Consider the following 22,349-nt stretch of genomic DNA (forward strand, 5'->3'; position numbering starts at 1 on the left):
GTATACTTGCGGCGCATAAATAATAGGGCGTGAAAATAAGCCGAAAAGACACCTTGAGAGTGCCGCGATTGTTTTCAAATCAGTCCCAAATAGCGGCGTCAAAAGCTGCCCCCCAAAATAATGATAAAGGTAAAAAGATGATGAACAGGAAATGGCTTCTCCTCGCGCTAGTCGCCGCCCAGCCCGCGCTGGCCGATGATATGATCCAATGGTGGGACTTCAGTGCCACCGCCCTTTACGGCGACAACTATGATCTGGCGCCCTCGGAGCGACAAACCACTATTACCCTAGAAACTGCCGGCGGCTGGAAGTATGGCGACTGGTTCGCCTTTCAGGACTTCATCTACTTCAATGGTAACAACGGCGGCAAAGACAGCACCACCTATGGTGAGATCTCGCCCCGCTTCAGCGCCAGCAAGATCTTAGGCAAGCCTGTGGGCGTAGGCGCCATCACAGACGTGTCGTTGGCACTCACCTACGAAGAGGGCGAAGGCCCGGTGAAGAGCTTCCTCTATGGTGTGGGTCTCGACTTCAAGATCCCTTATTTCAGCTACTTCCAGCTAAACACCTATCGCCGCGACGCTATCAGCACCGGCAATCTGAGTGACGGCTGGCAGTTGACCCCAGTCTTTCGTATGGATTTCCCGGTAGGCCACTCGAACATCGTCTTCGACGGCTTTATCGATTGGGTATTCTCGGCCGACAACACTGGCTATGAAGAGAACTTCCACTTCAACCCTCAGGTTAAGTACGACCTGGGCGCAGCCATCTTCGGTGCTCACAAGAAAGATAAGCTGTTCGTCGGTATCGAATACGATTACTGGAAGAACAAGTATGGTGTTAAGGGCATAGATCAGAACACCTACTCTGTGATCGCCAAGTATCACTTCTAAGTTTTTGAGTATGCTTTGCTCACAAAAAAGGCGCCTTCAGGCGCCTTTTTTAATCTCGCGAGTTCAGCCGCTAGGCTTAAGCCAGCAGTTTCTTCGCCGCCGCTACCACGATAGACACGGCACTGGTCTCGGTCTGCTTCATGGTCGCCTCATCAGGGATCTCCTGCTGAGTACGGTTAACGATCACGCCAGCCACACAAGCCGCGCGCCAACCTTGAGTCGCACACATGGTAAACAGAGTCGATGACTCCATCTCATAGTTGAGTACGCCCATGTCCTGCCACTCTTTCATCGAACCGGCAAAACGACGAGTCACACGACCCGTCACGGTATCGTAACGCTCTTGACCTGGGTAGAAAGTATCTGACGAAGCTGTGATACCGATATGAGGCTCAAGACCCGCTTCACGGCTCGCCGCCACCATGGCGGTAGTACATTCGAAGTTCGCCACGGCTGGGAACTCCATAGGTGCAAAGTGCAGACTCGCACCATCTAGACGCACTGACGCCTGAGTCACAATCACATCACCCACGTTAACCTGTGGCTGAATAGCACCCGTGGTGCCGACACGCAGGAAGGTGTCGATACCCAGCTGTGCCAGCTCTTCCACGGCGATAGAGGTCGATGGACCACCAATACCGGTAGAGCAGATCACCAGCGGCTTACCGTCGATATAGGCAAGGTAGCTGGTGTATTCGCGGTGACTGGCCAGGAATGTTGGATTGTCCATCAACTCGGCAATACGTTTCACACGCTCTGGGTCGCCCGGAACGATAGCAAGTGTTGCACCATCTAACATCTCTTTCGTCAGGCCTAAATGAAATACATCTGACATTGTGAAAACCCCTTTCAATTTTGATTATAAAATTCTTATAAAATGGACTTTAACCTAGTATGAAAGCCATTAAGGTTAACCTGATCACACTTTCCCCGCCAGTAGTTAGATAATTTGTTGTAATGAATTTACCAAAGCATTTCCGCTAGCAGCACTGAAAATATAGCAACTCCCACCTAGGCTGCCAGCCAGCCGGCAAAATTTATTACTTGGCCTGAGCCATAGCCGAGTTCTTGGTTTAACACCCAAATAAAAATCACAAAATAAGCTTGTATGACAACAGGTTAAGTAAGCTGTAGTAAAGCGACGAAAACGAAATCCCAGGCGGTGAAGTCGATCACAAAACCAGCAAACAGATCGCGCTAGGCTGAAACCATAGCAAAGGGAAATTAACCACTTTTGCTATGACCTCTCACCCATTTTGACCAAGAAGGACGGCCAATATGTTTCCAGAATACAGAGACCTGATCAGCGAACTAAAATCAAAAGACGCGCATTTTCTTAAGATGTTTAACAAACACAACGAACTCGACGACGAGATTAAAGAGCTAGAGCAACATGCGGCCAGCGATTTCACCCCAGAGGTCAAGGTACTCAAACAGCAGAAGCTGCATATCAAGGAGGAACTGCATCAGATCCTTAAGGCACACGACAAATAGTGCGGACATCGGACATTAAAAAGGGCGCCTAGGCGCCCTTTTCTTATCTCTTAGAAATTCTATCTACTACAGATAGTAATCCTTCAGCGGCGGGAAGCCATTGAAGCAGACCGCCGAATAGGTGGTGGTATAGGCGCCGGCCGTCAGCCAGTACATGCGATCGCCTATTGCCAGATCCAGCGGCAGGCCGTAGCTGTAGTGCTCATACATGATGTCGGCACTATCACAGGTCGGGCCGGCAATCACGCAGCGATCCAACTCACCCTGACGCTCGGTATAGATGGGGAATTTGATCGCTTCATCCATGGTCTCAATCAGGCCAGAGAACTTACCCACGTCGGTAAATACCCAGCGCTCCAACGCCGTCTGCGACTTCTTGCTGATTAGCACCACCTCAGACACCAGCACGCCGGCATTAGAGAGTAGCGAACGGCCAGGTTCCAGGATGATCTGCGGCAGCTGATCGCCAAAGTCCTCTTTGAGGAAGTGGGTGATCTGCTCGGCGTAGGTACCCAGCTCGTTGGTCTTGTCCAGATAATTCGCCGGGAAACCGCCGCCCAGGTTGATCATCTTCAGCTCTATGCCATGCTCTTCACGCAGACGCTCGAAGATGCTCTTCACCTTGGCGATAGCCGAGTCCCAGGCTCCTATGTCGCGTTGCTGTGAGCCCACATGAAACGAGATGCCATAGGGCTCGAGTCCCAGCGTCTTGGCCAGCACCAACAGCTCGAAGGCCATCTCATTCTGGCAGCCGAACTTACGCGATAGGGGCCAGTCAGCGGTGTGGGTGCCTTCGGTCAGGATGCGCACATAGACGCGAGAACCGGGGGCTTCCTCGGCAATCATACGCAGATCGGCTTCGGAATCAGAGGCGTACATACGCACGCCACGCTCATAGAAGGCGCGCACATCTTTACGCTTCTTGATGGTATTGCCATAGCTGACTCTGTCAGGCGTCACGCCGATGTCGCTCACCATATCCAGCTCATAGATAGAGGCGATATCGAAATTGGCGCCACGGTCACGCAGCAGGGTCAATACCTCCTTGGCCGGGTTGGCCTTGACGGCATAGTAGATACTGGCATAAGGAAAGTTATGCACCATGTCATCATATTGTTTTGCAATGATTTTAGTGTCAATCACCACGAAAGGTGTCGGTTTATCCTGAGCAAACGCCTTGATACGCTCAAAGGTAGCTTGGTCATAATACTCATTAACATCAATCGCTTGAAATTGGCTCATCTCGCCAGTATCTCCGTAGCAGAATAAAAATAATTTAGCGTGATTCGGTTAAAAATCGCTGCGAAGTAAACGCTATTTTTTCGTCGAGATCAACGAATTTTTATGCTTAATAAATAAATTTTTATTCCAAAACAGACGGCCTGATTTTTAACGGGACAAAAACCACGCTAAACCATTAATTAGTAAGATAAATTCTGATAACCTTTGGCTCACACTTTTCGCGCTATTTCACCGCCTCGAGCAGAGCCTTGGCCGAATCGACGCTCACCACCTTGATCACCTTGAACCCCTCCAGGGTGATCACTGTCGCCGTCTCCTTATCACCGGGAAGCAGATGGGTCGCCTCGCCCTCCTGATCCAGGCCGATGGCGAAGTTAAGATCTTGCATCTTGGGGATGGCCACGAACTTGGCGATAAGCGATGGCATACCGCTGATGTCGGCCACATAACGCCAGTTCCCCGGCATGGGGCCCTCTAGGGACTCAAGTGCCTCCTGAATGATCTCGCCCCCCTTCATGCCGCGGCTAAAGAGTAAAACCTGGGTATTGCTGTTGAGCTCCCACACGGCTTGGTGTTGATCCGCCAGGGTGATTGCCTCGATACGATCGCCTGTGGTCAGGCTGCTGGCCAGGCTGGCGGCCGAAAACAGCACGCCCACAGCCAAGATTAGCGCTTTCATAATGCCTCTTTTACTAAGGATTAGGTTACTTAGGGGTGAACTAGACTATATCTTATACTGGCCGCCATGCCCTCGGATGCGTGCCAATTGCTTGATATGCTTCACGCTAATGAGTGTCATGGGACATGAATGAGATATTGGTTATCAAGCCATTGAATATTAAGTAACATACCCAGGTTGGATTCTATGCCCACGCGATAGTGGTTCGCGGCAAATTTTAGGACGAATGTTATGAACGAAAATGGTCTGGAGCAGGAGCTGGCGCAACTGCAAAATGTCTACAACCTGTTGACCGAGTTTCTGGTGAAGTACAGCTTCCAGCTGGTCGGCGCGCTGCTTATCTTCCTCTTGGGACTCTGGGTCGCCAACAAGATCTCCAACCTGGTGGCCAAGCAGTTTGAGAAGCATGAGATAGACATCACCCTGAGCAACTTCGTCTCCAATCTGGTGCGCATTCTCATCATAGTCATGGTGGGGGTCATCGCCCTGGGCAAGCTGGGGATCAGCATCACGCCCATGGTGGCGGCTATCGGTGCGGCCTCTCTGGGTGCTGGCCTGGCCTTGCAGGGGATGCTCTCTAACTACGCGGCGGGCGTCACCATAATCGTTACCCGCCCCTTCGTGGTGGGCAACACCATAGAGATCCAGGGGGTCAGCGGCGTGGTCAAGAGCATCCACCTGGGACTGACTCTGCTCACCAATGAGGAAGGCGAGGTGATCAGCATCCCCAACAAACATATCGTCGGCGAGATCCTGCACAACTCATTCAGCGACAAGCTGGTCGAGATACGTTTCAACATCAGCTATGCCAGCGATGCCAACCAGGTGCTGGCCATCGCCCAACAGGTGCTGGATGCCAACGAAGAGGTGAATCAGGAGCGTGCCCCTCAGATAGGGATCAACGGCTTCAACAGCATTGGCTTAGAGATAGGCCTGCGTTACTGGGTGCCCACCAACCGCTACTACCAGAACAAGTATCAGGTCAACCTGGAGCTGATCAACGCACTGCGTCAGGCCGGCATAGAGATCCCCTGCCCGGTACGCGAAATTCATATCGAGCGCTAAAGTCATATCGAGCGCTAGCGCCAAAGATAAGGCGGCGCCGGCCTAGAGGCCGCGCTGCCACTCCTGGCGCAGGGGCACCAGTCCCTGAATCGCCTGCTCAACCTGGGTCAACAGGCTCTGCTTGTCACGGCCCAGTATCCCCTTGAGCGCCAGATAGTTAGAGGCGTGATCTGACCTGAATATGGTCTTCTCAAGCTCGAGTTCACCCAGCAGCAGCTGCATCTCGCTCAGCAGGCCATGCTGGTCCGGCAGTTTAAAATCTCCGTCGAATCCGGCGTCCATGCGCGCCTTGCCGAGGGGCAGAGTCACTACTAGGGTCGACAGATAGTCGGGCTGCGCCTCATTCATCAGGCGCGCCGAGTTGAGCGCATGTTGCCTGGACAGCTCCACGCCCCCCAAGCCATTGAGTATCATCACGGATGACTTCATGCCGGCCGCGCGTATGCGCTGCAAGGCCAGCAAGGAGGAGTCGAAAGTCTCGCCCTTCTCGATACGGGCCAGCACCTCATCGTCCCCACTCTCGCAGCCCACATACAGCAGACTAAGCCCCAGCTCTCTGAGCCGGGCGAGCTGCGCATCCGTCTTATTATTGAGATTGCGCGGCAGACAGTAGCTACTGATGCGGGTCACCTGGGGCAGATGCTCACGGATCAACAGACAGATGGCCTCCAGGCGGTTAAAGGGCAGGCTCATGGCATCACCATCGGCGAGGAATACCCGTGAGATCGACAGGTTTCGCTGGGCGACCCGTTGAATATCCTCTGCAATTTTATCTATTTTTTGTGCACGAAATTGCTTCTGCGGCGCGGTATACATGTCGCAAAAATGGCAGCGATTCCAGCTACAACCATTGGTTACCTGGAGTATGAGGGACTTCCACTCGGAAGGCGGCCGAAATAACGGTTCGATATAATTAATCATTTTATGTCTGTCTCAAAATGTGACCAATATGTGAGCATTTTCATAATTTTTCGCTTTCGGGCCCACTTCTCGCCCTATAAATTGATCTCGTTCAATTAATGTTCAATTAAAGTCAGTAAAATGACTGACGTTAATCTAATTAAGATTAATCTTTTAAAACTGGCTGGCGGTGCCAGCACAGAAAGAAATATTGGCTACATCGGCCGACAAACGTGTAGATAATAACATGCAAATAGCACAGCAACTGCAAGACAGGCGAGGGAACGTCCTGCATCATGATGAGCATTGGAGCTCGATGAGTGCGGAACAAAAGATGGCCCTCTATAGCCTGCATCGATACGGGTATCGGCTGTTGTTTGTTCGCCATTTGCCTTCGGGTCCACTTGCGATCATCGCCCAACAGAGCCAGCTGTCGACCATAGACAAATATGGCGAAGTTGAACATGATCCTAAGATCCAACTCAGGGATTAGTCACCGACTCGGTGACTGACGAGCCTAACGGCTTAATTACCCGAACATAGAGGAGCACGCCCTGTGCTCCTCTATTTGCACGTCTCTCTAACTCATTCATTAGTCCCATTCGTTAGACCCTTTCATTACGCCTTTTGTGTACCTGCTAGCCTTAATCAGGCACCCAGCAACATGTCGAGATGGGGAATACCATCCTCCAGATAGACCTCAGACACGGGTCGAAAACCCACCCCTTGATAGAAACCCTTAAGGTATTCCTGGGCGCCGATCTGAACGCCCTGGGCTGGCCAGTTCTGTCTGGCGATGGCAATCGCCTCAAGCATCAAGGGCTTGGCGACGCCCGCACCGCGAGCCGATGGCGCGACGATGACCCTGCCGATGCTGGCTTGGGGGTAACTCACCCCGGGGGCCAAGATCCTCGCATAGGCGGCTATCCGCCCCTGCTCATCCAGACCTAACAGATGACGGGTCTCGGCCAGGGTGTCTTTGCCATCCAGCTCGGGATAGGCACAGACCTGCTCCACCACAAATACATCGACCCTTAACTTCAACAGCTCGTAGAGCCGCTCAAGGCTCAGTTCGGTAAACGCCACACTCTCCCAACGCACTGCTATCCCCTCATTCATTAATTCCGGCGCCTATCGCCGTTTTTTCAATTACTTCTTCCTGGCCGTTTTATATTAACCGCTTCGACAGCCATCGACTCCCAAGCATGTACCAGGTCGGTGTGCGCCTGCTCTGTAAGTACCTGACCAGTCCCTCAAAAGAGGCAGCAGGCTGTGATGTCCACCGCAAATTTCGGCGAGACTTGACCTCGGTCAAATACATGCATTATAAATACACCTAAGATTCACATGCCCAATTTAACCCATTCTAAACTAGGAAGCATTCGATTGACGCCGCCTACATTTAGATGACCTAAGTCGTCTGTCATCAGATATTGCGACAACAATTGTTCTTAAAAATAAAGAACTTATTCTAATGGAGTTCATATGAAAAAGATTGCCCTCATCGCTTTTGCAAGCCTAATGTCTCTGACGGCCCACGCCGGTGATATCGAAGCCGGTAAAGCCAAATCTATGCTTTGCGCCGCCTGCCACGGTGCCGACGGTATCTCTCTGGCGCCCATCTACCCTAACCTCAAAGGCCAGAAGGCTCAATACATTGAGAAACAACTGAAGGCCTTCAAGGAAGGTACGCGTCAAGACCCAGTGATGGCGCCTATGGCCATGCCGCTGACCGACGAAGATATTGCCAACCTGGCTGCCTACTTCGAGAGCCTCAAGTAAGCCCCTCTCATCCTCGCAAGACAGCACTCTCCCAACAGGTCGCGCCCCGTCGCTCAGGTGACGCGGCCTGTCTTTTCCCTGTCTTTTCCCTGGTTCTCCCCCCCTGCTAAAGCCAGTCGCCGGTGCCCAATTACAGGGTGATCGCCACCCCAAGTCGCCTTGTTTCAATGTGTGTCAAATTAACAAAATCGCGATTTATTTGATCTCAGTCACGTCACAATCATAAAGATGCATTTAGGATGCACTATAAATAACACTAGGTTGACACACCCTGGGACTGACTGTAGGAGCGTTCGAGTGGCAAGATTGATGCACCATGCGAGGCAAGCAAAATGGATTTTATTGACCCTGTTGGCACTCATGCTGGCACTTATGTTAGCCATGCCCAGCTATGCCCTGTTTGTCAGCCCGCCCAAAGATCCCCAGCCCATTCTGCATGAGCTGTTCCCCGAGGCGACACGCATCTCAGACAAACAGGGCGAGCCCGCCCTGTGGACCATCTACAAAGATCAGCAGATCCTGGGCTATGGCTTCGAGACAAATGATATCGCCCGCATCCCCGCCTACTCGGGCGAGCCGGTCAACATCCTGGTAGCCATCGACCCAGAGGGTAAATACCTGGGCGCCAAGGTGCTGGAGCACCACGAACCCATCATCCTGGCGGGGATCCCAGAGAGCAAGCTGTGGAAATTTGCCGAGCAATACACCGGGCTGTCGGTCAAAGACAGGCTCAAGGTGGGCGGCAACGAGAAGGAGGGCATAGTCGCCATCGACGGCCTCTCGGGCGCGACCGTGACCGTCATGGTGATGAACGTCGCCATCACCAAGGCCGCTACCCAGGCCGCCATCGCGCTCGGGATCATCGAGCAGCAGGCCGACCAGATCCAGCCAATCTCCACCATCAAGCAGGAACTCTTCACCCCAGCTAACTGGACCGAGCTGACCGGCGATGGCTCGATTCGCAAACTCTACCTGACCCGCGGCGCCGTTGACGACGCCTTCGAGGGCACCGCCGCCGAGGAGGTCGACAAGGCCAGCGACGATGAGAAGCAGGAGATGTTTGCCGAGATCTATTACACCTTGGCGGACATCCCTACTATAGGCAAGAACCTCTTCGGCGAGGCCGACTATCAGTGGCTGATGCAGACGCTGCAACCCGGCGAGCACCTGGTGGCCGTCATGGGCAATGGCTACTCCTTCAAGGGCTCTGGCTATGTGCGTGGCGGCATCTTCGATCGCATACAGGTGCATCAGAAAGATAACGCCATCTCCTTCAGGGATCTGGACCACAACCGCATCAGCGACCTCTACATCCAGGGCGCCCCCAAGTTCAACGAGATGTCAGTGTTTCGCATCGCCCAGCACCACGAGTTCGACCCAGGTAGCAGCTGGCAGTTTGAACTACTGGTGCGCCGCCAGACCGGCCCTATCGATAGCATATTCACCAGCTTCAAGGGGCAGTACGACCCGCTGGGCAAGTATGTCGACACTCCGGCGGCCATAGTGCCCGAGCCGGAGCTCACCATGGTGCAGCAGATCTGGCACGACAGACAGCTGGAGGTGGTGCTACTGCTGATCCTCATGGGGGTCTTGCTGCTGATCCTCTTCTTCCAGGACATACTGGTGCGCCACCCTACCTTCATGCACCGCCTGCGTCACGGCTTCCTGGTGGTTACCGTGGTGGTGATCGGCTGGAGCTGGGGCGGACAGCTCTCTGTGGTTAACGTGTTTACCTTCCTGCACGCCCTGATGAAGGATTTCTCTTGGGATCTCTTCCTGCTCGATCCCATCATCTTCATTCTCTGGTGCGCCGCTGCTGTGACCATGCTGCTGTGGGGACGCGCCGTCTACTGCGGCTGGCTCTGCCCCTTCGGTGCCCTGCAGGAGTTGGTCAATGTCATGGGCCGCTACTTCAAGCTACCGCAGGTCGAGCTGCCCTTCGCCGTACATGAGCGCCTATGGGCCATCAAGTACCTCATCCTGTTGGCGCTGTTTGGCCTGTCGCTGGACTCGCTAGCCATGGCTGAGCAATTTGCCGAGATAGAGCCCTTCAAGACCACCTTCTTGCTCAAGTTCGATCGCGAGTGGCCCTTCATTCTCTGGGCGCTGCTGATGATCTTCTCCAGCCTGTTTAATCGCAAGACCTTCTGCCGCTATCTCTGCCCGCTGGGTGCGGCCTTGTCGGTGAGCAACAGCGTGCGTCTGTTCGACTGGCTCAAGCGCCGCCCCGAGTGCGGTACGCCCTGTAAGACCTGTGCCAAGGAGTGCGAGATCCAGGCGATTCATCCCAACGGGGTGATCAACATGCGCGAGTGCCACTACTGCCTCGACTGTCAGGTGACCTATTTCAACGAAGAGAAGTGCCCACCGCTGAAAAAACTGGCGCGCAAACGCCAGCAATACAAAGACCAAGAGATCCCAACGGTCACCGCCGTATAGGACGAATCAACACATATAAGTGCAGGTAACATAACTAAGATGGAGATGGACTATGCAAGATAAGAATAACAAACCAGCCAACCAGTTGGAGAACGCTGGTCGACGCGAGTTTATGGGCAAGACGGCCCTGCTGGGGGCGGGTGCAGTGGCCGCCCCCATGAGCGCCGCCATGTTCGCCTCGATGGCCAAGGCCCAGGCGGCCGAGGCCAGTAACAGCCCAGTGGTTCATCCAGGGGAGCTGGACGAATACTATGGTTTCTGGAGCGGTGGACACTCTGGCGAAGTCCGTATCATGGGCCTGCCCTCGATGCGAGAGCTGATGCGTATCCCGGTATTCAACATCGACAGCGCCACCGGCTGGGGCATCACCAACGAGAGTAAGGCGGTCAAGGGCGAAAGCGCCCACCTGATGGCTGGCGACGCCCACCACCCACACATGAGCATGCAGGACGGCCGCTACGACGGTAAATATCTCTTCATCAACGACAAGGCCAACACCCGCGTGGCCCGTATCCGTTGTGACGTGATGAAGACAGATAAGATGATCACCATCCCCAACGCCCAGGCCATCCACGGCCTGCGGGTACAGAAGGTGCCTTACACTAAATATGTCATCTGTAACGGCGAATTCGAGGTCCCGCTGAACAACAATGGTAAGGAGACGCTGGAAGATGTCAGCACCTATCGCTCCCTGTTCAACGTGATCGATGCCGAGAAGATGGAGGTCGCCTTCCAGGTGATGGTAGACGGTAACCTGGATAACACAGATGCCGACTACGACGGCAAGTACTTCGCCTCTACCTGCTACAACTCAGAGATGGGGATGAATCTCAGCGAGATGATCACCGCCGAGCGCGACCATGTGGTGATCTTCAACCTGGCCCGCTGTGAGGCCGCGGTCAAGGCCGGTAAGTTTAAGACCTACAATGGCAACAAGATCCCCGTGCTGGATGGTCGCAAGGGCTCAGATCTCACCCGTTATATTCCCGTTCCTAAGTCGCCACACGGCCTGAACACCTCGCCAAGCGGCAAGTACTTCGTCGCCAACGGCAAGCTATCACCGACCGTCTCTATCATCTCTATCGAAAAACTGGACGACCTGTTCGACGACAAGATCAAGCCAAGAGACGCCATCGTCGGTGAGCCAGAGCTGGGCCTTGGCCCGCTACACACTGCGTTTGACAACAAGGGCTACGCCTACACCACCCTCTTCCTCGACAGCCAGATCGCCAAGTGGAACGTGGAAGAGGCGATTCAGGCCTACCAGGGCAAGAAGGTCAACTACCTGCGCCAGAAGCTGGACGTACACTATCAACCGGGCCACAACCACACCTCTCAGGGCGAAACTCGCGATGCCGATGGCAAGTGGTTGGTGTCTCTGTGTAAGTTCTCCAAGGACAGATTCCTGCCCGTTGGCCCGTTGCGCCCAGAGAACGATCAGCTGATCGACATCTCAGGCGATGAGATGAAGCTGGTGCACGACGGCCCAACCTTCGCCGAGCCTCACGACTGCATCATAGTGCACCGTAGCAAGCTCAAGCCGAAGAAGCTGTGGACCCGAGACGATCCGCTGTTTGCCGATACTGTGGCCATGGCCGAGAAAGATGGCGTGCGCCTGATGATGGACAACAAGGTGATCCGCGACGGCAACAAGGTCCGTGTCTACATGACCTCGGTCGCGCCCAACTACGGCATGAGCGAGTTTAAAGTCAAGCTGGGCGACGAGGTTACCGTAGTGGTCACCAACCTGGATCAGGTGGAAGACGTGACCCACGGCTTCTGTATGACCAACCATGGCGTACAGATGGAGATTGGCCCACAGGCCACGGCATCTGTCACCTTCATCGCCGACAAGCCTGGGGTACAGTGGTACTACTGCAACTGGTTCTGTCACGCCCTGCACATGGAGATGCGTGGCCGCATGTTGGTAGAAGCCTAAGTAAAATGCAGGCGTCTGATGCCCCCGCGTCAGGCGCCTGCCTTAACCCAGCGCTAGCGTAAATAAAAGCGATAACAACGAAAACCATAGCAACCAAAACGACAGACGCCAGAGGTGTAACAGACCTTGAACCACAAGCCAAACAGATCCACCGCCAAATCCGGTCTCGCCATAATGGCCTTGAGGCTTAGGCTAGCTCATGGCCTGGGTCTTTTTCACCAGTGCAGCCTGCTCGCTTCTAGTCTCTTCAGATTTAGCCTACTCTTTTTCAGCCTGCTCTCTTTCAGCCCGCTTAGTCAGGCCGCCTATATCGAGGTGAGTCCAGAGCAAGACCTGCAGCAGGTGCTCGACCAGGCTCAGATGGGCGATAATATTCAGTTGCAGCCGGGTCGCTACCTTGGCAACTTCGTCATCAAACAGGGGATACGCCTTATTGGCGCCGACGACTATACCAGCATCATAGACGCCCAAGGCAAGGGCAATGCCCTGCTGCTGCAAAGCTCCAAGGTCACCATAGAGAGACTCAAGATAGTCAACTGGGGCGACGATCTTACCGCCCAGGATGCCGGCATCTATTCGGATCAGAGCGCCAGCGAACTCGTCATCAGAGAGAACCGCCTACAGGGCGACGGCTTCGGTATCTGGCTGCAAAAAGGCAAGGAGATCAAGGTTCACCATAACCGCATTCAGGGCAATCCGGGGCTGCGCTCCGCCGACAGAGGCAACGGCATTCAGCTCTCCATAGTGCAGAACGTCGAGGTCAGCGACAACGAGGTCAACCAGACCCGCGACGGCATCTACATCATCTCCAGCCAACACAACACGATTAAAAACAACACCATGCATAACCTGCGCTACGGGATCCACTACATGTATTCCCACAGTAATCGCGTGCAGGACAACCTGGCCTACGACACCCGCGCCGGTTATGCCCTGATGAGTTCACGCCAGCTCACCGTGAGCGGCAACGAGAGCCGCGACAGCCAGGACTACGGCTTCTTGATGAACTTCATCACCTACTCGGAGATCAGCCATAACCGCATCTATCGAGTCTGGACCAAGCCGGAAAACAAGGTGCTGGGTCGTGAGGGCAAGGGGCTGTTTGTCTATAACTCGGCCTACAACAGCATCAATCACAACCTGATCGACACCGCCGAGATCGGCATCCACCTCACCGCAGGCTCTGAGCACACCAAGGTATTTGGTAACAGCTTCATCAACAATCCGGTGCAGGTGAAATATGTGGCCAACCGTCAGGCCGAATGGAGCCAGGATGGCAGAGGCAACTTCTGGAGCAACTACCTGGGCTGGGATCTCGACAACGATGGCTTCGGCGATCGCCCCTTCGAGCCCAACGACGGCATCGACAAGCTGATCTGGCAATACCCTGAGGCCAAGATGCTACTGGACAGCCCGGCGGTGCTTATCCTGCGCTGGATTCAGACCCAGTTTCCCGTGCTCAAACCCGTGGGCGTCAAAGACAGTTTTCCACTCATGCAGGCGCCACCTCTGGCTGGCCAGCAGGCAGTAATTAATGAGGCAGAGTGACACAATGCAAGCATCTTCTCCTTCAAGGCCCATCGTCTCCCTGAGCGGCGTCGCCAAGCGCTATGCCAAGGTATCGGCCCTCGAACGTATCGACTTCGAACTCTTTCCCGGCGAAGTCATGGGGCTGTTCGGCCACAATGGCGCGGGCAAGACCACCATAATGAAGCTGATCCTGGGGATCATCCCGGCCTCAGACGGTCAGGTAAAGGTATTCGGCCAGGATCCTCTCTCCAAACAGGCCTTCGAGGCGCGCAAGCAGGTCGGCTACCTGCCGGAAAATGTCAGCTTCTACGACCAGCTCACCGGCCGCGAGGTACTGCGCTACTTCGCCCGGCTCAAGTCTGTACCCAAACAGGCGATCGAACAGCTGCTGGAACAGGTAGGCCTGACCCACGCCATGGACCGCCAGGTGAAGACCTACTCTAAGGGGATGCGTCAGCGGCTGGGGCTGGCCCAGGCCTTCCTCGGCAGCCCCAAGTTGCTGCTGCTGGATGAACCGACCGTGGGGCTGGATCCCATCGCCACCCAGGAGTTTTACGCCAGCGTCGATAAGCTCAAGAGCGAGGGGGCCAGCATCATACTCTGCTCCCATGTGCTGCCGGGCGTCGAGCAGCATATCGACCGCGCGCTGATCATCTCAGGCGGTCGCCTGCTGGCCAAGGGCAGCCTGAGCGAGCTCAGACAACAGGCCCAGCTCCCCGTCGCCATCAAGACCCAAGGACTCAACGGCGCCCTGAAACAGGATGCCCGCTTCACCCCCTATCTCATCGCCCCGGATCAGCTGCTGGTGCCCGAGCAGGAGAAACTCGCCATCATACGTCAGCTGGTAGAACTGGATCAGCTGGGGGATATTCGTGTCGAGCCGGCGGATCTGGAACGTGTCTATCAGCACTACCTGGGTCAGCGCCCAAGTAAGGCGCATAAAGGGGACAACGAAATAGAGATTAGCCATCAAGGAGGGCAGATACAATGAATGCCATTCTCGCCGTCGCCATCAAAGAGTTTCAAGACGGGCTACGTAACCGCTGGCTGATCTCCATCACCCTCATCTTCGCCGTGCTCTCCCTGGGACTCAGCTACTATGGCTCGGTCGCCTCGGGGCAGTTGGGCACGGCATCGCTGTCGTCCACCATCGCCAGCCTGTCGAGCCTGGCGGTGTTTCTGATCCCGCTGATCGCCTTGCTGCTGGCCTACGACAGCTTCGTCGGCGAGCAGGAGGCCGGCACCCTGCTCTTGCTGCTCACCTACCCCATCAGCCACACCCAGCTCTTGCTGGGCAAGTTTGTCGGCCAGGGCGCCATCATGGCACTGGCCACCAGCCTGGGCTTCGGTAGCGCCGCGCTGCTACTGGCCAGCCAGTCCGACGCCAGCGCCGTGCTGCAGAGCTTCGGCCTCTTCATCGCCACGGCCATCTTGCTCGGCCTCTGCTTCATCAGCATCGCCTATGTGATCAGCCTGTCGGTGAGTGAGAAGTCCAAGGCCGCCGGGCTGGCGCTGATGCTCTGGTTCTTCTTCGTATTGGTGTTCGACCTCGCCCTGCTGGCGGTTTTGGTGGGCATAGAGGAGGGGCTGAGTCAGCAACAGCTGGTGCAGCTGATGATGCTCAATCCGGCGGATCTCTTCCGTCTGGTGAATCTGGCCAGCCTGGATACCAAGGATATCAACGGTGTGCTGGCGGTGGCCATCAACAGCAGCATGTCGGCCGGCAGTCTATTCTCACTGCTACTGGCCTGGGTATTCGCCCCGCTCTCTTTAGCCGCCCTCATCTTTAACAGGAAGACACTCTAATGCGCCAAACCAGAATGCGCCAAACCAAGCTTACCAATTCGCCAGTTTTGATGAGTCTCATCAGTATCCTGCTGCTGGGGCTGAGCGCCTGCGGGCAAGAGAGTGAGCAAAACGCTATTCGTGAGGCGGTGGCCATGGAGCACGGCGACGAGTGTCACCTGTGCGGCATGTTGATCGGTAACTTCCCCGGCCCCAAGGGGGAGCTCTATCTCAAGACAGAAGAGACGGTGAAAAAGTTCTGCTCCACCCGGGATCTGTTTAGCTTCCTATTGGACCCTGAGTATCGCAAGCAGGTCAAGGAGATCTATGTGCACGACATGGCTAAAAGCCCCTGGCAGGCGCCGCTGGACAGTCACTTCATCGACGCCAGACAGGCCTGGTATGTGGTGGGTTCGAGCCAGACAGGTGCCATGGGCAAGACCCTAGCCAGCTTCGGTGAGCGGGAGGATGCCGAGGCCTTTGCCGCCGAGTTTGGCGGCCAGGTTTACCCCTTCGGGCAGCTCAGTCTCGCCATGCTCTAGACTCTCTATGCTCTAGCTCTAGCTCTAGCAGGCAAAGTGCTAACCACTAGGCGGCGTCGGGCTTAGGCTTGCGGATCATCAGTACGGCCACCACGGCCAGCATCAGCAGCACAGAGATGATCAGAAACACATCGTTGTAGGCCTGAATGTAGGCCTGCTGGGTCATGGTCTTGGCCAACATGGCCTTGGCCTGCGCCTGGGCGGTTACGGGATCCGAGCCTGCCTGCACAAACAGCTGACTGGTCTGCTGCAGATATTGATAGGCCTGGCCACTCACCGCCGCCACCGTCTGTTTCATGTCCGCCAGATGGGTACGCGACTGATTGTCGATCAGGGTGGCCACCAGGGCGATACCGAAGGCGCCGCCGAGATTACGGATCACATTGAGCACGGTCGAGGCCGACGGCGTCTGCTGGGCGCTGATATGCATGGTCGCAATAATACCGATAGGCACCAGGATAAAGGGCTGACCAAGGGCCCTGACCACCTGGGCCGCGATCATCTGCTCACCGGCAAAGTCCAGCGTCATGTGGCTGTTCATGTAGTAACTCAGGGCAAACATGCTAAAACCGAAGGCGGCCAGGTACCGCCCGTCGAATCTCTGCAGCAATCTCGGCACCAGAGGCAGTACCAGCAGCTGAGGAAAGCCCATCCACATGATCACCTCACCGATCTCCAGCGGACTATAGTCATGGATCTGCGACAGATAGAGGGGGATCATATAGATAGCCGAAAACAGCGCCATTCCCAGCAGAAAATAGGCCAAGGTCGACAGGGCGAAATCACGCTGCCCCAGTAGCCTGAGGTTCACCAGCGGCGATGACTTTCGCAGCTGAATAAAGACAAACAGGGCTATGTTGATGGCGGCAACGATCGCTAGATTCTGGATCAGCTCTGAACCAAACCAATCCTTACGATTGCCCTCCTCCAGCACCACCTCGAGGCACCCCATGCCCAGCGCCATGGTGACTATGCCAGAGTAATCGGCGTTCTTCAGCTTATCCCAATCGATAGCCTGAGCTCTCAAACCATAGGCCAACATGGCCATCACCAGCAGCCCGGGGGGAATATTAATATAGAAGAGATAGTGCCAGCTAAACTGCTCGGTGAGCCAGCCGCCCAGGGTGGGGCCGATAGATGGCGCGAAGGTGGCGGTGACACCAAACAGCGCCATGCCTGTGGCACGTTTCTCCTTGGGGAGCAGCTCCAAGATCAGCCGAAAGGCCAGCGGGATCAGCGCGCCGCCGAAGAAGCCCTGCAGGGCGCGAAAGGCGATCATCGCCTCCAGATTCCAGGCCAGCGAACAGAGAAACGAAGCCAAGATGAAGGCCGCCGTGGTCCACAGCAGATATCGCCTAACCGACAACCCCTGACTCAGCCAGCCCGATAGCGGGATGGCAATCATCTCGGCCACCAGGTAGGCGGTGGCTATCCAGGACCCCTCCTCCAACGTCGCGCCCAGACTGCCCTGGATCTCCTTCATCGAGGCGTTGGTGATCTGAATATCCAGGATCGCCATGAAGGCGCCCAGCAGGCCGGCAAACACGGCGACCCAGGAGCGAAAGCTGCCGCGCTCATAGCCCTGGGGCTTAGTCGCCTGGGGAGGAACGACTTGCTCTGCTATCTCGGCAGGAATTTCCTGGGTGGCGCTCACGCTGCTCATTGGGTGGCCTTAACCGAAACCTGCTTACGATTGCTGGCGATCACTGTGTCTTTCGGCGCGCCTCGGGTATCCACCTTCACCACGGCGCTGAGGCCGGGAACTATGTTGGTCTGATCATCCAGATCCAAACGGATCCGCACCGGAATACGCTGCACTATCTTGGTGAAGTTACCGGTGGCGTTTTCCGCCGGCAACAGGCTGAATTTGGCGCCAGAGGCGGGGGCCAGGCTATCGATCACACCAGTAAAGCTCTGGTCGGGAAACGCGTCGAGATGAACCTGAACCAACTGCCCAGGCTGCATATGCTGGATCTGGGTCTCCTTGAAGTTGGCGGTGATCCACACCGCGCCATCCGGCACCAAACTGTAGAGCGACTGCCCCGGCTGCACATACTGGCCGGTCAGGGCGCCGCGCTTGCCAATCACCCCGGAGAAGGGGGCTCTGATCTGGGTATCGGCCAGCTGGATCTCTGCCAGCTCAAGGCCGGCCTTGGCCTGGGCCACCTGTGACTGACTCTGATTCAGCTGAGCGTTAAGCACCGCCAGCTCAGCCTGCTTGGCCACCAGGGCCGCCTTGGCCTCATCCAGGTGGCCCACGGCCGAATCGAAGGCGGCAGTCGCCTGATCCACCTCATCTTGTGAGCTGTAATCTCTGTGCTTTAGTTTGGTAGTGCGTTTGAGCTGCTGCTCGGCGCGGATCTTCTCCGCCTCGGCACTGGCCACACCGGCGGCCGCCTGACGTATGATCGCCTGTTGCAGCGTCACCTTGGCCGACAGGGTCTGCAGCTCTGCCTGACTGCTCTGCAGGCTCGCCTGACTCTGGCTCACCTTGGCGCGGTACTGGTTCGACTCCAGCTCGGCCAGCAGCTGCCCCTGCTCCACATGCTGGTTATCTGTCACCTTAGCGGTCACCACATAACCCGGCACCTTGACACTGATATTAGAGATATCGGCCTCTACATAGGCGTTGTCGGTCGATTCGATAAACCGAACCTGACTCCACCAGTAGTAGCCTCCAACTACCACAGCCAATAACAGCAGCGGTAGCACAATAAATATGCGACGTTTTGACATCCAATCCCCACGGATAAACACCTTGATTAGTATTTGATAGTTTACTACTGTCTTATAATGTTTATTAGTCAGTTAAAAAATTACCAACTGTTTCACAGGTGTAACAATAGATGGATTTGAATCGTATTCAGATGTTCGCTCAGGTGGTGGACAAAGGCAGCTTCACTTCGGCCGCCAAGGCGATGGGACTCACCAAGGCGACGGTGAGTCGTAAGATCGCCGAGCTGGAGACTGATACCGGGGTGCAGCTCTTGTACCGCACCACCCGCGCCCTCAAGCTTACCGAGGCGGGAAGCATCTATTACAACAAGATCCAACGGATCCTGATGGATCTGCAGAGCGCCGAAGACCAGCTCAGCGCCAGCCAAGAGACCATCAAGGGTAACCTGAAGATCGTCTGCCCGATAGAGCTGGGCCAGCTATTCTTCGGCCGCATCTTCGCCCGCTTTCTAGAGGCGCATCCCGAGATGACCCTGGACGCCGAGCTGACCAACCGTAAGGTCGACATGATAGAGGAAGGAATAGATATTCTGTTTCAGGTCTCAGATGTGCGCGACTCGCGGCTGCAATCCTATCGTGTGCTCAACACAGACAAATCCCTGGTGGCCAGCCCAGACTATCTGGCCCGCCACGGCACGCCAGCCACGCCGCAGGATCTGATCGACCACAAGGCGATTCGCCTCAAATCGACCCACATCGACGGTGGCTGGAGATTGTTCGATGGTCAGCAGTGGATCACCATAGAACCCGAAGCCCAGCTGACGGTCAACAATGTCACCCTGGCCCGTGAGGCCGCCATCGAAGGATTGGGGATCGCCACGGCGCCAACCCTGGTGGCCCAGGCTGCCATCGACGAGGGGCATCTTATCCCCCTGTTGACCGACTTTCCCATGGCGCAGACCGCCATTACCCTGAGCTTTCCCCGCCGCGCCTACCTGCCGCGCAAGTATCGCGCCTTCATCGAGTATATCTATCTGTCGCTGTTCGACCGCAGGCCCGGCGAGATACTGGAGATCCCAGATTTCATCACCCCGCCCCAGCGTTAGGGAGTTGCCGCGCCACAGTTTTGACAAAATAAGCAGCGGAGTCTGCAAAATCGTCGACAAAGCTGCTAACATTGGGCCAATTTTTTTCGCTTAAAGAGATATCGCAAGATGGGAAGAGCATACCAGAACCGCAAAGAATCTATGGCCAAAACGGCTGGGCAAAAGACGAGACTCTATTCTCGCTACGGCAAAGAACTCTATGTTTGCGCAAAGAACGGTGGCTTCGATCCTGACGGCAACCTGGCACTGCGCCACATGATCACCAAGGCTAAGAAAGATCAGGTTCCTGCTCATGTCATCGAACGCGCCCTAGAGAAAGCCAGAGGCGGCGGCGGTGAAGACTATGAAACGGCGCGTTACGAAGGCTTTGGTCCAGGCGGCACCATGGTAATCGTCGACTGTCTGACCGACAACGGCAAGCGCACCTTTACCGAGGTACGTCAGGCCTTCGTGAAGAACGACGCCAAGCTGGGTAGCCCAGGCACAGTTGGCCACATGTTCGACCATCAAGCGGTATTTGCCTTCAAGGGCGAAGATGAAGAAGCGGTACTGGAAGCCCTGATGATGGCCGACGTCGATGTGGCCGATATCGAAGTGGAAGATGGCATCATCAGCGTATTCGCGCCAAACACTGAGTTCTACAAGGCCAAGACCGCCCTGAACGAAGCCTTCCCTGAGACAGAGCTGGAAGTGGAAGAGATCGCCTTCGTACCACAGACCATGACAGAACTCACCGACCCGGAAGTGATCGCTCAGTTCGAAAAATTCCAGGCCGCACTGGAAGATTGTGACGACGTACAAAACGTCTACCACAACGCCGACATCAAGGCCTAATTTTACGCACTCGATTTACGCATAAGCAGAAACCGAGTTAATGCCTCTTCCACCAGCCAATCTGGTCGAAATAAAACCAAGAGCGATTCGTCGAACCCGTTGATGAATCGCTCCTTTTTTAGCCAATCTCACCGTGATTTTCCCGTAAGTTTTTTGACTCTCGCCAAGGCCTTGGCGTTTAGAGTAAGTGCTCACCACCCTGGCAATTAAACTTTATTCATAGTGCACCTTTTAGCCCTGTTTTCGGTGGACTTGGGCGTCTGTTCGCCTATCCTTATAGCTCCACTTATAAAAGCAAAAGCAAGAATCAACCGCGCCGAGACTCGCTGCCTCCCCTAGGGCATCGCGACCTTGGCACCATTGATTAACCAAGATGATAAACAGGTAACCTATGAAGTATTCAAAATCGATTATCGCCATAGCACTCACCAGCCTACTCGCCGCCTGTGGTGGCAGCGATGACACACCTGAAACCCCTAAGACGGGTGTCTTCAGCCTGGGAGTATCGGACAACCCTGCCGACGCTAAAGTCGTGAATATCGCCTTCAAACAGGTCGTACTCAAAGGTAGCGATGGCTCCCTATCATTCGACGTCTCAGAAAACGGCGAGCTGAAACACGTTGACCTGCTGACGGTACAAGGCCAGGAGGTCGAGACGCTGGTGAGCGGCCAGTCTATTCCGGTCGGCGAGTACCAGATGTGTATTTACATGCAAAACAGCGAAGTGGCCGACACCAACAGCTCTTACGTGAAAACCATGGATGACATGGACGCGGGTCTGGTCACCAACAGCAATGGTAGCTGTGGCGGCGTAGGCGCCGAAGAGGAAGGCACGGGTCGTCTCTTCTTCAACAAGGCCTTCACTATCGCGGCCGGCGTGAACAACTTCGTCGCCGAGTTTAACCTCTCTCAAGGCCTGCAGGCACCCCACGGCAACAAGGACTACTGGACCCTTAAGCCAACGTCGGTACAGCTGGTCAACAACGCCGAAGTCGGCGCCATTCACGGCATGGTCGACGCCAGCGTGATGGCAGACTGTGAAGCCGCCGCCGGTGGTTCAGAGTTCAGCCCGGCCGTCTACCTCTACCCAACGGCGACCGCACTTGAGAACATGCAGGACTTCCGCCTAGAGGCCGACATCACCGAGCCGCAAGTGGCACCTATCGCCTCGGCCCGCGTCAACCCAGTCACCGACGAGACAGAAACCGTGGTGGGTTACGAGTATGAGTTTGGCTTCGTCGCCGCCGCCAACTACAGCCTGGGCTACACCTGTCTGGCACAGAATGACGATCCAGAAGTGGCCAACGGCGCAGATGACGTCGACGCGCCTTTCTTCATCCATGCCGATGAGCAGGACGTGACCGTTACCCAAGGCACCACCACAGAGCGTGACTTCGACGCTGCCGAAGTACCCGCGCCATAAGCCCTTGGACTAAGCAATTA

Annotated in this window: 21 protein-coding genes; 14 read left to right on the forward strand and 7 right to left on the reverse strand. The window is 55.4% G+C overall.

The window, feature by feature from the left end:
* The first annotated feature begins 140 nt into the window (after positions 1–140).
* A complete protein-coding gene (locus SHEW_RS17530; protein WP_041407482.1) occupies positions 141–893 on the forward strand; it encodes an outer membrane protein OmpK in 753 nt (250 codons plus the stop codon).
* Between the two features lie 76 nt (positions 894–969).
* Here SHEW_RS17530 and udp read toward each other — a convergent pair whose 3' ends face one another.
* Positions 970–1,728 (reverse strand): uridine phosphorylase, encoded by a 759-nt coding sequence (udp, locus tag SHEW_RS17535; protein WP_011867186.1) that lies wholly within the window; start codon positions 1,726–1,728, stop codon positions 970–972.
* A 443-nt stretch (positions 1,729–2,171) separates the two neighbouring features.
* Here udp and SHEW_RS17540 point away from each other — a divergent pair, with 443 nt between their 5' ends.
* Positions 2,172–2,387 (forward strand): HP1242/YdcH family protein, encoded by a 216-nt coding sequence (locus SHEW_RS17540; RefSeq protein ID WP_011867187.1) that lies wholly within the window; start codon positions 2,172–2,174, stop codon positions 2,385–2,387.
* A 66-nt stretch (positions 2,388–2,453) separates the two neighbouring features.
* On the opposite strand, the gene SHEW_RS17545 is transcribed toward SHEW_RS17540, so the two are convergent.
* Entirely contained in the window at positions 2,454–3,629 is a 1,176-nt protein-coding gene (locus SHEW_RS17545; RefSeq protein WP_011867188.1) for a type III PLP-dependent enzyme, read from the reverse strand.
* 223 nt (positions 3,630–3,852) lie between these two features.
* Positions 3,853–4,308 carry a hypothetical protein gene (locus tag SHEW_RS17550; protein ID WP_011867189.1) on the reverse strand — a complete coding sequence of 152 codons (456 nt, stop codon included), beginning with the start codon at positions 4,306–4,308 and terminating at the stop codon, positions 3,853–3,855.
* Positions 4,309–4,539: 231 nt separating this feature from the next.
* Here SHEW_RS17550 and SHEW_RS17555 point away from each other — a divergent pair, with 231 nt between their 5' ends.
* Positions 4,540–5,373, forward strand: coding sequence for a mechanosensitive ion channel family protein (locus SHEW_RS17555; protein ID WP_011867190.1), 834 nt, complete (start codon positions 4,540–4,542; stop codon positions 5,371–5,373).
* Positions 5,374–5,415: 42 nt separating this feature from the next.
* On the opposite strand, the gene SHEW_RS17560 is transcribed toward SHEW_RS17555, so the two are convergent.
* Complete coding sequence (locus SHEW_RS17560) at positions 5,416–6,294, reverse strand: radical SAM protein (RefSeq protein WP_011867191.1); 879 nt, start codon at positions 6,292–6,294, stop codon at positions 5,416–5,418.
* A 295-nt stretch (positions 6,295–6,589) separates the two neighbouring features.
* Between SHEW_RS17560 and SHEW_RS20460 the strand changes: the two genes are divergently transcribed.
* Positions 6,590–6,766 carry a hypothetical protein gene (locus SHEW_RS20460; RefSeq protein ID WP_223294739.1) on the forward strand — a complete coding sequence of 59 codons (177 nt, stop codon included), beginning with the start codon at positions 6,590–6,592 and terminating at the stop codon, positions 6,764–6,766.
* Between the two features lie 155 nt (positions 6,767–6,921).
* On the opposite strand, the gene SHEW_RS17570 is transcribed toward SHEW_RS20460, so the two are convergent.
* The gene (locus SHEW_RS17570) at positions 6,922–7,392 is read right to left on the reverse strand and encodes a GNAT family N-acetyltransferase (RefSeq protein ID WP_011867193.1); all 471 of its coding nucleotides are present in this window, start codon (positions 7,390–7,392) and stop codon (positions 6,922–6,924) included.
* 366 nt (positions 7,393–7,758) lie between these two features.
* Here SHEW_RS17570 and SHEW_RS17575 point away from each other — a divergent pair, with 366 nt between their 5' ends.
* From SHEW_RS17575 to SHEW_RS17605, 7 genes are all read left to right on the forward strand, one after another.
* Positions 7,759–8,055 (forward strand): c-type cytochrome, encoded by a 297-nt coding sequence (locus SHEW_RS17575; RefSeq protein ID WP_011867194.1) that lies wholly within the window; start codon positions 7,759–7,761, stop codon positions 8,053–8,055.
* Positions 8,056–8,415: 360 nt separating this feature from the next.
* Positions 8,416–10,494 carry a transcriptional regulator NosR gene (nosR, locus tag SHEW_RS17580; protein WP_398351668.1) on the forward strand — a complete coding sequence of 693 codons (2,079 nt, stop codon included), beginning with the start codon at positions 8,416–8,418 and terminating at the stop codon, positions 10,492–10,494.
* A gap of 52 nt (positions 10,495–10,546) precedes the next feature.
* Entirely contained in the window at positions 10,547–12,433 is a 1,887-nt protein-coding gene (nosZ, locus tag SHEW_RS17585) for a TAT-dependent nitrous-oxide reductase (RefSeq protein WP_011867196.1), read from the forward strand.
* Between the two features lie 174 nt (positions 12,434–12,607).
* Positions 12,608–13,981: a nitrous oxide reductase family maturation protein NosD gene (locus SHEW_RS17590; protein ID WP_011867197.1), complete on the forward strand. Its 1,374-nt coding sequence runs from the start codon at positions 12,608–12,610 to the stop codon at positions 13,979–13,981.
* A gap of 4 nt (positions 13,982–13,985) precedes the next feature.
* Positions 13,986–14,954, forward strand: a complete 969-nt coding sequence (locus SHEW_RS17595) for an ABC transporter ATP-binding protein (protein ID WP_011867198.1) — start codon at positions 13,986–13,988, stop codon at positions 14,952–14,954.
* On the forward strand, positions 14,951–15,769 hold the full coding sequence (locus tag SHEW_RS17600; RefSeq protein WP_011867199.1) for an ABC transporter permease: 819 nt from the start codon (positions 14,951–14,953) through the stop codon (positions 15,767–15,769). Before SHEW_RS17595 ends, SHEW_RS17600 begins: the two co-directional genes overlap by 4 nt.
* Complete coding sequence (locus tag SHEW_RS17605) at positions 15,769–16,290, forward strand: nitrous oxide reductase accessory protein NosL (RefSeq protein ID WP_011867200.1); 522 nt, start codon at positions 15,769–15,771, stop codon at positions 16,288–16,290. Before SHEW_RS17600 ends, SHEW_RS17605 begins: the two co-directional genes overlap by 1 nt.
* A gap of 46 nt (positions 16,291–16,336) precedes the next feature.
* Here the strand turns inward: SHEW_RS17605 and SHEW_RS17610 are convergent, their stop codons facing one another.
* On the reverse strand, positions 16,337–17,944 hold the full coding sequence (locus tag SHEW_RS17610; RefSeq protein WP_041407488.1) for a DHA2 family efflux MFS transporter permease subunit: 1,608 nt from the start codon (positions 17,942–17,944) through the stop codon (positions 16,337–16,339).
* A 5-nt stretch (positions 17,945–17,949) separates the two neighbouring features.
* Positions 17,950–19,026 (reverse strand): HlyD family secretion protein, encoded by a 1,077-nt coding sequence (locus SHEW_RS17615; RefSeq protein WP_011867202.1) that lies wholly within the window; start codon positions 19,024–19,026, stop codon positions 17,950–17,952.
* A 110-nt stretch (positions 19,027–19,136) separates the two neighbouring features.
* Here SHEW_RS17615 and SHEW_RS17620 point away from each other — a divergent pair, with 110 nt between their 5' ends.
* The 3 genes from SHEW_RS17620 (at position 19,137) to SHEW_RS17630 (ending at position 22,329) form a co-directional block, all read left to right on the forward strand.
* Positions 19,137–20,072, forward strand: coding sequence for a LysR family transcriptional regulator (locus SHEW_RS17620; protein WP_011867203.1), 936 nt, complete (start codon positions 19,137–19,139; stop codon positions 20,070–20,072).
* A 108-nt stretch (positions 20,073–20,180) separates the two neighbouring features.
* On the forward strand, positions 20,181–20,906 hold the full coding sequence (locus SHEW_RS17625) for a YebC/PmpR family DNA-binding transcriptional regulator (protein WP_011867204.1): 726 nt from the start codon (positions 20,181–20,183) through the stop codon (positions 20,904–20,906).
* A gap of 391 nt (positions 20,907–21,297) precedes the next feature.
* Positions 21,298–22,329, forward strand: a complete 1,032-nt coding sequence (locus tag SHEW_RS17630; RefSeq protein WP_011867205.1) for a DUF4382 domain-containing protein — start codon at positions 21,298–21,300, stop codon at positions 22,327–22,329.
* Positions 22,330–22,349: the final 20 nt, after the last annotated feature.

Source organism: Shewanella loihica PV-4 (genome assembly GCF_000016065.1).
GTDB lineage: Bacteria > Pseudomonadota > Gammaproteobacteria > Enterobacterales > Shewanellaceae > Shewanella > Shewanella loihica.